The sequence below is a fragment of the Lentibacillus sp. Marseille-P4043 genome (genome assembly GCF_900258515.1).
GTDB lineage: Bacteria > Bacillota > Bacilli > Bacillales > Amphibacillaceae > Lentibacillus_C.
The window spans coordinates 2,467,535-2,479,678 of sequence record NZ_LT984884.1 but is presented as its reverse complement, the minus strand read 5'-3'; the positions used below and the strand labels follow the sequence as shown (position 1 = coordinate 2,479,678).

Genomic DNA, 12,144 nt, shown 5'->3' with positions numbered 1-12,144 from the left:
GATGATGGCCTTTCAGATAGTCATTAATTTTATTATTGCAATCATGTGGATGTTCCTAAGTGAATCATACACGGCAACTAGTTTTCTTGCAGGATACTTATTGGGACTGCTCTTGTTGTTATTGCTAAATCGTTTTGTTCCCGACACTTTCTACTTAAAACGGGTCTATAAAATAGTGAAGCTGATCCTTTTGTTTATCAAAGAGTTGATCTCGTCAAACATTGATATTGTAAAATTAGTTTATAAACGAAAACCTGAATTTGAACCGGGGATTTTTGCACTGCCGGTTGATCTAAAAAGTAACTGGGGAATAACGTTGCTTGCTAATTTAATTACCTTAACACCGGGAACTTTATCGGTTGCCATTTCATACGATCATTCACATATTTATATTCATGCGATGGATATCGATACAATCGATGATTCCATTAATTCCATTAAAAATACGTTTGAGAAAGCAATTATGGAGGTGACACGATGAACGATCTTTTAGAATTCACGCAAAAACTTATTCATGTGTCTACCGTTATTTGTATTGTTGCTATCTCTGTGTCCCTCCTATTGCTTTTAATTCGGGTGATAATTGGCCCATCGAATGCTGATCGTGCCGTTGCATTAGACGGAATCGGAATTAATTTAATGGGAATTGCAGCATTAATTTCAATTATCATAGTGACAACCAAATTAAACGATGTTGTCTTGTTAATTGGGATCCTACTTTTCATTGGAACACTAGCTATCGCAAAATATTTAGAAAAGGGTGTTATAATTGATCGAGACATGGATTAACATCATCTTAAATATTCTCATTGTTTTTCTTATATTAGCTGGTTCATTTTTCATGCTTTCCGGATCCATTGGGGTAATTCGATTCCCCGATGTATACACCCGGCTCCACGCGGCGACAAAAGCTTCAACACTAGGGATAGCTGGCATTTTAATTGGTGCATTTCTATTTCTATATGTAACACATTCGCTCGTAAGTGGAAAACTACTGTTAGCCATTGTTTTCACACTAATAACAGCACCAGTATCTGGTCATATGATATCAAGGGCGGCACATCGCAGTGGCGTAAAACCAGTTACACATAACCAAAATGATGCCTATGAAGAAGCAATACAAGAATACAATAAACAAATGCAAAAGTGACTTTCTCAACTGAAAGTCACTTTTTATTTTAGTTTTTAATAAGGACAGACACAATATAATCATTCTCCTCATATGGATGTTATATAGGCAAATACCCAGCCAGCATTTTAGGAGGTGCATGTGTTTGTCAGGAATTTTAACCGTGCTTGGATTACTTGTTAAAGAAGCGCTCTTTTTTGTATCCTATGTAAAAAACCACGCCTTTCCACAGCCACTCCCCCCAGATGAAGAAGCAAAGTACATTAGACAAATGCAAGACGGAGATGAAAACGCCCGGAACAAATTAATTGAGCACAATTTACGGCTGGTTGCTCACATTGTCAAAAAGTTTGATAATACCGGTGAAGACATGGAGGATCTAATTTCCATCGGGACTATTGGTCTAATTAAAGGAATTGAGAGTTTTTCTGCTAAAAAGGGAACGAAACTTGCTACCTATGCTGCAAGATGTATTGAAAATGAAATCCTTATGCATTTACGAGCATTAAAAAAGGTGAAAAAAGATGTGTCATTACATGATCCAATTGGGCAGGATAAAGAAGGTAATGAAATAAGTTTAATTGATATACTAGAAGCGGAAAATGCTGATGTTATCGAATATATTCAATTAAACATGGAAATTGACAAAATGAAAGATTACTTGTCTATACTTAACAGCAGAGAAAAAGAAGTTATTCTTTATCGTTACGGCTTAAATGATTCTAAAGAGATGACTCAACGGGAAATTGCCAAAAAGCTAAATATATCCAGAAGTTATGTATCACGGATTGAAAAAAGGGCGTTAATGAAGGTCTTTCATGAGTATTACCGAAGTGAACGTAGAGGTTAAGTTAAAAGGAAAAAGCGCGATGATTTAATTAATCATACGCGCTACTCATTTCCTAACCTTACTTTTCATTTTGCGATACTTCATAATAAGTCCTGCTGCAGCCGTAACCATTCCAAATGAAAGTCCTGTCAATAATCCGCCATCAGCTTTTGGACGGATATACGTATCCATTATGGCACCCATATATAAGTAAATACTAATTATTAATAACGTTATTATAAAACGTTGGTAATCTTTAAGTTTTAACTCAAGTTCTTTTGTCTTTGAATCCACTGAGGTACTCCCCCTTCCCTATGAAGCATCATATCATAGAACAATAGAGAATCTGGGAGGTAAATGATGGATTCCTTATGAAAGCTCCTCAATCATTGTCATGATTAATTTTGATGCATTCGATGCCGCCTTTTCTAAAAAAGTATCAAATGAAACAGAGGATTCCTTTCCAGCAATATCTGAAAGCGCACGGATAATAACAAATGGTTTCGCATATTGATAGCATACTTGTGCAACAGCGGCAGCTTCCATTTCAGCAGCGATCATTGTCGGGAATTTTTCATTTACAAACGCTACTCGATCAGGATCATCCATAAATGAATCACCTGTAGCAATAATTCCTTCTTTTGATGGGATATCCAATCCATTAAGTGCCTTTGTTGCTAAAGTCACTAGTGTTGCATCAGCATCAAACATCGCTGGCATTTTTGGAACTTGTCCATATGCGTAATCGAATGCAGTTGCATCTACATCGTGATGAACAACCTGCGTTGAAATAACAACATCACCGACATCCAAATCAGTATCAAATCCACCAGCTGAACCTGTATTAATAACATATGATGGTGCAAAGCGTTCATGCATTATAGTGGTAGCCATAGCCGCATTTACTTTGCCAATTCCAGATTTCAATAAAACAACATCTTTATCATGTAATTTGCCTTGAACGAACAAGCAATTCGCAATAGTTGTTTGCTGCTGATCTATCATATTTTCTAATAAAATTGCCACTTCTTCGTCCATTGCACCAATAATTCCTATCGTCACAAGAAAGCCCTCTTTTCCATTTTTAGGATATTTCCTTCGTCACCACACTTTTATTCAAAGCGATACTTTTGATCATTTTCTTTTAACACTTCTACTTTTGTTGGTTGCCACCCTTCATTTTCCACCCATGTTAAATACGTTCGATATGTTTGCGTTTCACCATGGTCAGAAACAGTAGCGATTATACCTTGATCCTCATCACGTTCTAACCACCATGTTGTCATATTGCCTTCTTCAAGCCCTGTAGCTAAACGAATCGCTTGTTCTATTTCAATGCGATCCTGTGATCCCTCATCATAATTTGTTGTATGAGTACCCTGTTGTTTCGTTCCTATTGGTTGCCAGTCTCCTGTATATGCTTCGGTCACATTTGCGTCATCCGGTGTTTCAATTTGTTCCGTTTCAACGTTTGTATTACTTTCTGTATCATTTTCCTGCTCATTAGAAGGATTCTCTTCATCCATCGTCATTTCATCATCAGTGTCTTGTGAACCATCTGATTTTGTATCATCACCAGATTCAGTCGCATTTTCCTCATGTTGATTAGTATCATGATCTACTGGTTGGCTGCTCTGTTCATCATCACCACCACCAAATAGCAATATACATATTAGAATAACAATTAGAATACCGCCAACAACAAGTAAAATAGATAATTGCTTCGTATTTTTTCGTCGTTTTTCAAACTTGTTGACTCGTGAATAGTTATTGTAATCGTTCACTCCAAAACACCCTTCCCTTACCTATTATAATATCATAACTTGCATGAGCATTTATAAGCAAAAATATCAAAGTGAATTCACATAGCTATTAGGTCAAAGGTTCGGTTTAAAGTAGTAAAGTAGGAACCGATGCATTGCTTATTTACAAAGGAAATATAGATAATGAACGTTTCGAGAAACATATATATAAAGTAACCCATCTATAAATGTAAAGACTTTTTCGTAACGTTTGTTGCTTTTTTGTTTCGTAGTTGATATAAAATGCGACGTAATGAAGTTCTCTTTGGTGACACTTTCTTCCCGTTCCAATGGTATATGGGTGCTTGGATTCGCTCCGTCAGAATACTCCGCTTTCCATGGGCACGGCCTCAGCCTCCTCGAAAGCAAAGAGCGCTTCCTTGAAAAAGAAAACCACTTTTTCTGCGTGCGATGTAATACCACTGAAGTTTTCCTTGTCCTGCGGGGTCTTCGGACTCGTGCTGGGGCTGCGCTAACTCGCCCCACCGAAGACCATTGTTCCCATAGGACAAGGAATGCTTCGGCAGCATTACATCGCACGCAGAAAATCGAACTGTATTTTCAAGGAGTCTACGTATTCTGACTCCGCTAGTAGAAGTTCCCTAATTTTTGTGTAGATATAGCATGTATATCAAGTAATAGCACATACTAGCGTAGTGTTTTCCCGTAGCGGCTGTCAAAGCTCCGAACTTGATTTCTAGTTATTGCACATAATATATCTATTGTGTCAAAACAACAAATGTTTTCGATGGGGCGAGTAAACGCAGTCCCAATCTTTTACGAAAAGCCTTTGTAAAAAGACAAAAGCGGTAATAAAACCGCTTTTGTCTCCGTTTATTTATTCCACTTTCGTAATTTTAACTTGAATGTCTCCACCTGGTGTTGTCACACTCACCTCTGTGCCAATTTCGTGGCCTAGCAAGCTTTTGGCCATTGGTGAATCATTGGAAATTTTGCCCTCAAAAGGATCCGCTTCAGCACTGCCGACAATTTTGTATGTTTCTTCTTCTCCATCTGGTAATTCCATAAACGTAACCGATTTTCCCATTGATACAATATCAGGATTGTCATTATCATTTTCAATAATAACTGCATTACGAATCATTTTTTCTACTTGTGTAACACGTGATTCAACAAATGCTTGTTCATCTTTTGCTGCATCATACTCCGAGTTCTCAGATAAGTCACCAAATCCACGAGCAACTTTTATTCGTTCTACAACTTCTTGTCGTCTTTCCGTTTTTAAATAATGCAGTTCTTCTTCTAACTTTTCTTTCCCCTCTTGTGTCATGTAATAACTTTTCTCTATAGCCATTTAAAACACTCCTTTTCTTTCTACCATGGAAATACACAAAAATGAGCAACACGCTTATGTAACCTTATGGAATAAACAAAATGTATCGGTTTATTAGCGATGTTCACTTGTCTGCAGTTCAAACAGACATTTTGGAGTTTATAAGATTGTTTATTCAATGTTATGAATTACTATTTATTGTACTAATAAATACTATGGCAGATTCAATTTAAATTTTCAATACTTTTCCTTAATTTGCTTATCACGATTTTTTGACAATATCGTTTCAATTTTTGTTGCCATAATGTCGATTGCTACGTGATTTTGACCGCCTTCAGGAATGATAATATCCGCATAGCGCTTCGTTGGTTCTACAAATTGCAAATGCATTGGCCTAACATTATTAATATACTGATCGATCACTGAATCAAGAGTTCTTCCTCGTTCTTTAATATCTCTTAAGAGCCGACGCATAATCCTAACATCTGCATCTGTATCAACGAACACTTTAATATCCATTAAGTCAACTAATCGGGGGTCTTCTAATATTAAAATGCCTTCCAAAATAATTACTTCTTTTGGTTCGACAGGAATAACCTCATTTGACCGTGTATGAATTTTGTAATCATAGACTGGTTTTTCAATCGTTTTATGGTTCATTAAATCATGTATATGTTGAATTAATAAATCATTATCAAATGCTAACGGATGATCGTAATTTGTATTCAACCGCTCCTCAAATGGTAAATGACTTTGATCTTTATAGTAATAGTCCTGTTCAATAACAAGAATTGTTTTATCAGAAAAACGTTGACAAATAGATCGGGTTACAGTCGTTTTTCCACTACCACTACCTCCTGCAACGCCGATAACAACTGGCTTTTCACGCATGAACTAAAGTGCTCCTTTCTTACTCTTTAATGCTTATCGCAACTCCATCACCTATTGGAACAATCGATGTTGTATAATCGGGGTTTTGCATAAGCCAATCGTTATACTTACGAATTTTCTTTCCAAGTTTCGCATACCTTGGATGTACTTTGTCCGGATCGGCAACATACCCCTTAAATAATACATTATCTGTTATAATTAAGCCACCTTTTGAAATTGCCTGGCTATATAATTCAAAAAAACGTTGATATTGGCCCTTAGCCGCATCAATAAACAACAAATCAAAAGGACCTTTGGCAACTATATCCTCAGCTTTTTCCAGCGCATCTCCAAAAATAACATCGATTTTATCTTGTTTTTGTTGTTTTTCAATATTGTACAGTGCCTGTTTGTAGCGCTGTTCATCCCGTTCAATTGTCAGAACAGTTGCTGCGGGGTTCGCCTGTATCATTCGTAGGGCAGAATAACCAATTGCGGCACCGATTTCTAGAATCGAAGCTGGCTTTCTCAATTTAATTACCTGCATTAAAAAATGAATTCCAACCGGATCCATAATCGGTACGTGATCTTCTTTCGCTTGTTTCTCTAATTCCAGCACCCAATTTTCTTGTTCAGGCAATAATTGTGTTAAATAGCCTGTCAAGTTTTCATCCATGATTTTCAGCCTCTTTTCACATTTCTTGCATTTACTCAATGTATTGCTCTTTTAATTTTAAATGTTCATCATGGGTTTTTGCATAATGAATGTTTCCTTCATCGTCATGTAGAAAATATTTATAATCCGATTCCTCCGGCTCAAGTGTTGCTTTCAATGAATTCTCAGCAAAATTAGAAATTGGACCAACCGGTAATGTATCTATTTGATACGTATTATATGGTGACTCAATCTCTAAATCTTTAAGTAACACCTTATCCTTATGTTTTCCTAATGCATACAAGACAGTTGGATCGGTCTGAAGGGGCATTTCTGCATGTAAACGGTTATAGAAAACCCCAGCTATCTTTTTACGTTGATCCTTTGTCCGTGCCTCGTTTTCAACCAAGGAAGCCATTGTGATCATCTCATGAACAGTAAAGTCTCGAGTCGAAATTTCATCTAAATAAGGGGAAACAACAGCAACAGTTTTCTTTAGCATTTTTTCTATGATTGTTGTTGCACTCGGTTCCTCTTGATAGAATTTATAGGTTGCTGCGAATAAATACCCTTCTAACGGCGTCTTAATGTCCGGATTCAAAATTTCCTCTGATAGAACTTCTGGGTATTTATCGATCAATTTTGAAACATAATCTGGATCATTTACCTTTGATAAAAACTCTTCCTTTTTAATTGGTAACTTTTTTGCATAGATTTGAGCAATTTGATCAATTGTTTTCCCTTCTGGTATGGTGACCTTATAAATTGCTTCTTCCATAACTTTTCCTTTTTTCAAAGAATCAATAATCTCATCCAATGTCATCGATGGTGAAAATTCGTAATCTCCTGCTTGAAAATCTGACTCATTTTGGAATTTTATGTAAAATCGAAAAACACGTGCATCTTTGATTATTCCTTTTTCATCAAGTATCGATGCAATACTCGATGTTGATGAACCCATTGGAATTGTGACATTTACTTCCTTTTTACTATCTGGATCAACCGGGTTCAATGCTGATTTAACATACATATAACCTGAGATACCTCCTACCAGAAGTATCAGGACAAGTGAAATAATGATAATAGCAACGATTTTCCGCACCGTTTTAGCTTCTTCACTGCGAGCTATAAGCTTATCCTTATATTTACCTTTATCCTTCTTCTTAAACATTAAGTATCCCCCTTTCCCATCCGGTATATTATACTAAAAAAAAGATAAACATGCCATGATTCGCTAAATTTTTTAGGTTGCTTTCGCATCGATTGTTGCTATCTGACCCGTATCCCATATACAGTTTCGTTTTCCAGGGTGCCTGAAGAGGTATCTAATCGTGGCTACTGACTCAGGGTCCACTAAACTGGCATGGGATCCATTTACCAATTTACCGCATAAATTCGAAAGGCTGATGTCAAATTGTGACATCAGCCTTATTTTGAAAGTAAAGAAAGTATAACTTAATTAGGCGTGTGGCGTAATAGCAGAATCAGCCACGGCCAGCTCCAGCGCCCAGCGACTAGTTGACTTCCCATACCTCCTTACGATAAGTCAACATCGATTCGCTTACGCTCATCGTGTTTCCTTTATCTCATACGGCACGGTCCAGTCAATACGTCGCTAAACGGGCGCTTGCGCTTTTGTTCTATTAAAGTCATGAATTTATGAATGGTCATCCTCTTCATCTGCTAACGTATTTAGCATTTCTTCAACCATTTCCCACTCTTCTTCCGATTCGATCGGGAATAGTGATAAGTCGTTTTCATCACTATTCTTTTCTTCATAACGAAAAGCATATACTTCTACTTCTTCATCGTCTTTTTGTTCTACTGGCACGACAGCAATATAAGATTGATTTGTTTGATCAACATCAAACGTAAACAATACTTCAAATAGATGCTCTTCCCCATTTTCATCGGGAATAATAATTCGTTCTTTTTCTTCTAGTGCCATATCTTCACTCCTTATATTTTTTGATCAAGATAACCTTGCAGGATCATGACAGCAGCCATTTTATCGATCACTTTTTTCCGCTTTTTTCGACTTACATCCGCTTCCAAAAGTACACGCTCAGCAGCAATTGTTGTAAGGCGCTCATCCCAAAGCACGGTAGGTATTTGATGGATTTTCTCGATATGTTTTGCATATATTTCCGACGCCTGTCCACGTTCACCGATCGTTCCATTCATATTTTTTGGTAAACCAACAACTGCCTTTTCTATCTCATGTTCATGAATGATAGCTTTCAACTCTTCATCTGCAGAATGAATATCCTGCTCATTCCATTTAATTGTTGTTAATCCTTGTGCTGTCCAGCCAAAGGCATCGCTAATAGCGACACCTATAGTTTTGGACCCTACATCTAACCCAATAATTTTCATTTACTCAGCCCTCTTGCTGTTGCTCTAAATAAAATTTCACTAACTCTTCTATCACTTCATCACGCTCAACTTTTCGAATTAAATTTCGCGCATCATTATACCTTGGTATATACGCAGGGTCACCAGATAATAGATAACCAACAATTTGGTTAATCGGATTATACCCTTTTTCCTTCAGCGCTCCATGAACAGTTAGTAAAATCTCTTTAATATCCTGATCAAATGGTTCCTCTGAAAAATTAAATTTCATTGTTTTATCAATAGAGCTCATAGTGACACCTCGTTCCATGTTTTGCCTTATTCATCATTTTAACATGTTTCTAGCTAATATTATATCTTTTTTTAAGAATCGCACGAGTAAACCGATATTTATCATACGACGAGAACCTCACTAGCCACTGATCCTAGTATACTTTAGCTTCCATAGCACACAAAATTGTAATGTTATATCCATCAAGGAAATAGAGTACAGTCTATTTATTCTTTTATCGTATCTGTGACATAAAGACTTGCATTACGTAATGCATCACCTATTTTTTCCGGGTCTTTTCCTCCTGCTTGCGCCATATCGGGACGACCACCACCGCCGCCACCGCATGCTTGAGCAGCTTGTTTAATTAATTTACCAGCATGCAGACCACGCTCAATTAAATCTTTTGATACTCCTGCAGCTAATTGTACCTTTTGCTCATTTTCTGCAGCAAGTAAAATCACACCAGATTCAAGCTTCTGTTTTAATTCGTCAACCATATTTCGTAATTGGTTCATATCTTTAACATTTACCTTTTGAGCAAGTACAGAAACATTTTCTATCTTTTCTACTTTATCTAGTATAGACGAAGCTTCGACATTTGATAATTTCGAACTTAGTGATTCATTTTCTTTTTGCAATGCTTTTATATCTGTATACAAACTATTTATTCGTTCAGGGACCTTTTCATCATTAGCCTTTACTAGTTGTGCAGCTTGATCTAACACTGCTAATTTTTGATTAACAAAATGATAGGCATGTTTACTCGTAACAGCTTCAATCCGTCTTGTGCCAGCACCTATTCCAGTCTCAGCTATAATTTTAAACATTCCAATCTCTGCAGTGTTTGTGACGTGGCAACCACCACAAAGTTCGATACTGTAATCGCCTACTTGAACAACCCGGACGATATCTCCATATTTTTCACCAAATAATGCCATCGCTCCCATTTCTTTTGCCTCATCAATTTTCTTGCTCTCGATAACAACCTGGGTTGATTCCCAAACCTTTTCATTAACAATTTGTTCAATTTTTTTCAACTCTTCGTCACTTATAGATCCAAAATGAGAAAAATCGAACCGGAGTCTGTCTGGTGTTACTAGTGAACCAGCTTGATTTACATGATTGCCTAGTACATCTTTAAGCGCTTGATGCAATAGGTGTGTTGCTGTATGGTTTTTAACTATCATGTTTCGGAAATCGGAATCAACAATTGCCTTAACATTATCACCTAGCTTCAATTCTCCCTCTTTCACGATAACTTGATGAAGGTGTTGACCTTTTGGTGCTTTTTGGACATTTTTAACATATGCTGTTGCATGATCAGAGTAGATCCATCCAGTATCAGCAATCTGTCCACCACTTTCTGCATAAAAAGGAGTTTCCTTCAAAAATAGAACAACTTCGTCATCAACACCAGCAGTAGGAACCATTTCTTTTCCGTTTATTATTTGCTCAATCGTTGTTTCTACCTCTAACTGCTGATAACCAATAAACGTACTTTCCACATCTACCTTACTTAATGTTTCATCCTGAACATGCATCGAATCTACTTTTTGTCGCGCATTACGTGCACGTTCTCGCTGCATTTTCATTTCTTCATCAAATCCAGCTTCATCGATTGTAAAGCCCTCTTCCTCCACGTACTCTTCCGTTAACTCTTTTGGAAAACCGTACGTGTCATATAACCGAAATACTTCTTTACCAGGAAATACAGTACTGCCATTGTTTTTTTCTTTTTTGATAATGGAAGTCAGTATTTCTAATCCATCATTTAATGTTTCATGAAAACGTTCCTCTTCCGTTTTAATAATATTTTCAATATACGATACTTGGTTTGAAACTTCCGGATAAAAGTCCTGCATTATTTGCCCAACAACTGGAACGAGCTTGTACATAAACGGCTCTTCAATGCCAATCTGTTTTGCAAAACGTACCGCACGTCGTAATAACCGTCGTAATACATACCCTCGTCCTTCATTTGAAGGCAACGCACTATCACCAATTGCAAAAGCAACTGTCCGAATATGATCGGCAATTACTTTAAAAGCTGTGTCACTGTTTTTATTCTTCCCATAACTAACATTTGCCAGTTCCTCAATTTTATTAATGATTGGCATAAACAAATCAGTTTCAAAATTTGTTGGTGCATCTTGGATAACAGAAACCATGCGTTCAAGCCCCATACCAGTATCAATATTTTTCTTTGGAAGTGGTGTGTACGTATCATCAGGATTATGATTGTATTGAGAAAAAACTAAATTCCAAATTTCTAAGTAACGTTCATTTTCTCCACCAGGGTATAATTCCGGGTCACTTGGATCATTTCCGTATTTTTCACCACGATCATAAAAAATTTCGGTATTTGGTCCACTCGGTCCCTCCCCGATATCCCAGAAGTTTTCTTCTAAGCGAATAATGCGCTCTTTTGGAAGTTTAATATCATTTAACCAAATATCATATGCTTCATCATCTTCTGGATGGACGGTGACAGACAACAATTCTGGGTCAAAATTTATCCATCTTTCATCTGTAAGAAACTCCCATGCCCACTCAATTGCTTCTTTCTTAAAATAGTCTCCAATAGAAAAGTTTCCAAGCATTTCAAAAAATGTATGATGCCTAGCTGTGAATCCGACATTTTCAATATCATTTGTCCGAATCGCCTTTTGAGCGTTCACGATACGAGGATTATCTGGTATAACACTGCCGTCAAAGTATTTTTTTAAGGTCGCAACCCCACTATTAATCCATAGTAACGTTGGGTCATCTTTCGGTACTAATGATGCACTTGGTTCAACCCGGTGCCCTTTTTCAGTAAAGAAATCTAAAAATAATTGTCTTACCTGCTCTGATTTTAATTGTTTCATGTTACTTCCCTCCAGTATGTTATATCTCATGTCAGATTTTAGCCAATCCATTAAAATCTTAAATAAAGG

At 36.9% G+C, this 12,144-nt stretch carries 15 protein-coding genes; 4 read left to right on the top strand and 11 right to left on the bottom strand.

All coding sequences use genetic code 11. The features are described 5' to 3' along the window. Positions 1-4: 4 nt before the first annotated feature. From C8270_RS12070 to sigK, 4 genes are all read left to right on the top strand, one after another. Complete coding sequence (locus C8270_RS12070) at positions 5-481, top strand: Na+/H+ antiporter subunit E (RefSeq protein ID WP_106497074.1); 477 nt, start codon at positions 5-7, stop codon at positions 479-481. Next, the gene (locus C8270_RS12065; protein ID WP_106497073.1) at positions 478-789 is read left to right on the top strand and encodes a Na(+)/H(+) antiporter subunit F1; all 312 of its coding nucleotides are present in this window, start codon (positions 478-480) and stop codon (positions 787-789) included. Before C8270_RS12070 ends, C8270_RS12065 begins: the two co-directional genes overlap by 4 nt. Beyond that, positions 770-1,150: a monovalent cation/H(+) antiporter subunit G gene (gene mnhG / locus C8270_RS12060; protein ID WP_106497072.1), complete on the top strand. Its 381-nt coding sequence runs from the start codon at positions 770-772 to the stop codon at positions 1,148-1,150. The genes C8270_RS12065 and mnhG overlap by 20 nt, the downstream gene beginning before the upstream one ends. A 124-nt stretch (positions 1,151-1,274) precedes the next feature. Next, positions 1,275-1,979 carry an RNA polymerase sporulation sigma factor SigK gene (sigK, locus tag C8270_RS12055; RefSeq protein WP_106497071.1) on the top strand — a complete coding sequence of 235 codons (705 nt, stop codon included), beginning with the start codon at positions 1,275-1,277 and terminating at the stop codon, positions 1,977-1,979. 45 nt (positions 1,980-2,024) lie between these two features. On the opposite strand, the gene C8270_RS12050 is transcribed toward sigK, so the two are convergent. From C8270_RS12050 to alaS, 11 genes are all read right to left on the bottom strand, one after another. After that, positions 2,025-2,252 (bottom strand): YrhC family protein, encoded by a 228-nt coding sequence (locus C8270_RS12050; protein WP_106497070.1) that lies wholly within the window; start codon positions 2,250-2,252, stop codon positions 2,025-2,027. A gap of 75 nt (positions 2,253-2,327) precedes the next feature. After that, positions 2,328-3,020: a 5'-methylthioadenosine/S-adenosylhomocysteine nucleosidase gene (gene mtnN, locus C8270_RS12045; protein WP_106497069.1), complete on the bottom strand. Its 693-nt coding sequence runs from the start codon at positions 3,018-3,020 to the stop codon at positions 2,328-2,330. 50 nt (positions 3,021-3,070) lie between these two features. Next, positions 3,071-3,742: a YrrS family protein gene (locus C8270_RS12040; RefSeq protein ID WP_106497068.1), complete on the bottom strand. Its 672-nt coding sequence runs from the start codon at positions 3,740-3,742 to the stop codon at positions 3,071-3,073. 856 nt (positions 3,743-4,598) lie between these two features. Then, positions 4,599-5,075: a transcription elongation factor GreA gene (gene greA, locus C8270_RS12035; RefSeq protein ID WP_106497067.1), complete on the bottom strand. Its 477-nt coding sequence runs from the start codon at positions 5,073-5,075 to the stop codon at positions 4,599-4,601. A 216-nt stretch (positions 5,076-5,291) separates the two neighbouring features. Continuing rightward, positions 5,292-5,945, bottom strand: coding sequence for a uridine kinase (udk, locus tag C8270_RS12030; protein WP_106497066.1), 654 nt, complete (start codon positions 5,943-5,945; stop codon positions 5,292-5,294). Positions 5,946-5,964: 19 nt separating this feature from the next. After that, positions 5,965-6,600 carry an O-methyltransferase gene (locus C8270_RS12025; RefSeq protein WP_106497065.1) on the bottom strand — a complete coding sequence of 212 codons (636 nt, stop codon included), beginning with the start codon at positions 6,598-6,600 and terminating at the stop codon, positions 5,965-5,967. Between the two features lie 31 nt (positions 6,601-6,631). Continuing rightward, positions 6,632-7,750, bottom strand: coding sequence for an endolytic transglycosylase MltG (mltG, locus tag C8270_RS12020; protein ID WP_106497064.1), 1,119 nt, complete (start codon positions 7,748-7,750; stop codon positions 6,632-6,634). A gap of 486 nt (positions 7,751-8,236) precedes the next feature. Then, the gene (locus tag C8270_RS12015) at positions 8,237-8,527 is read right to left on the bottom strand and encodes a DUF1292 domain-containing protein (protein WP_106497063.1); all 291 of its coding nucleotides are present in this window, start codon (positions 8,525-8,527) and stop codon (positions 8,237-8,239) included. Positions 8,528-8,538: 11 nt separating this feature from the next. Further along, a complete protein-coding gene (ruvX, locus tag C8270_RS12010) occupies positions 8,539-8,955 on the bottom strand; it encodes a Holliday junction resolvase RuvX (RefSeq protein ID WP_106497062.1) in 417 nt (138 codons plus the stop codon). 4 nt (positions 8,956-8,959) lie between these two features. Next, complete coding sequence (locus tag C8270_RS12005; protein WP_106497061.1) at positions 8,960-9,226, bottom strand: IreB family regulatory phosphoprotein; 267 nt, start codon at positions 9,224-9,226, stop codon at positions 8,960-8,962. A gap of 206 nt (positions 9,227-9,432) precedes the next feature. Further along, on the bottom strand, positions 9,433-12,075 hold the full coding sequence (alaS, locus tag C8270_RS12000) for an alanine--tRNA ligase (RefSeq protein WP_106497060.1): 2,643 nt from the start codon (positions 12,073-12,075) through the stop codon (positions 9,433-9,435). Positions 12,076-12,144: the final 69 nt, after the last annotated feature.

Bases quoted from the DNA above. Each gene is read 5' to 3' on its own strand.
- ruvX (WP_106497062.1), bottom strand. From the start codon at position 8,955: ATGAAAATTATTGGGTTAGATGTAGGGTCCAAAACTATAGGTGTCGCT.
- C8270_RS12025 (WP_106497065.1), bottom strand. From the start codon at position 6,600: ATGGATGAAAACTTGACAGGCTATTTAACACAATTATTGCCTGAACAA.
- C8270_RS12065 (WP_106497073.1), top strand. From the start codon at position 478: ATGAACGATCTTTTAGAATTCACGCAAAAACTTATTCATGTGTCTACC.
- udk (WP_106497066.1), bottom strand. From the start codon at position 5,945: ATGCGTGAAAAGCCAGTTGTTATCGGCGTTGCAGGAGGTAGTGGTAGT.
- greA (WP_106497067.1), bottom strand. From the start codon at position 5,075: ATGGCTATAGAGAAAAGTTATTACATGACACAAGAGGGGAAAGAAAAG.
- C8270_RS12070 (WP_106497074.1), top strand. From the start codon at position 5: ATGGCCTTTCAGATAGTCATTAATTTTATTATTGCAATCATGTGGATG.
- C8270_RS12015 (WP_106497063.1), bottom strand. From the start codon at position 8,527: ATGGCACTAGAAGAAAAAGAACGAATTATTATTCCCGATGAAAATGGG.
- C8270_RS12005 (WP_106497061.1), bottom strand. From the start codon at position 9,226: ATGAGCTCTATTGATAAAACAATGAAATTTAATTTTTCAGAGGAACCA.
- alaS (WP_106497060.1), bottom strand. From the start codon at position 12,075: ATGAAACAATTAAAATCAGAGCAGGTAAGACAATTATTTTTAGATTTC.
- mltG (WP_106497064.1), bottom strand. From the start codon at position 7,750: ATGTTTAAGAAGAAGGATAAAGGTAAATATAAGGATAAGCTTATAGCT.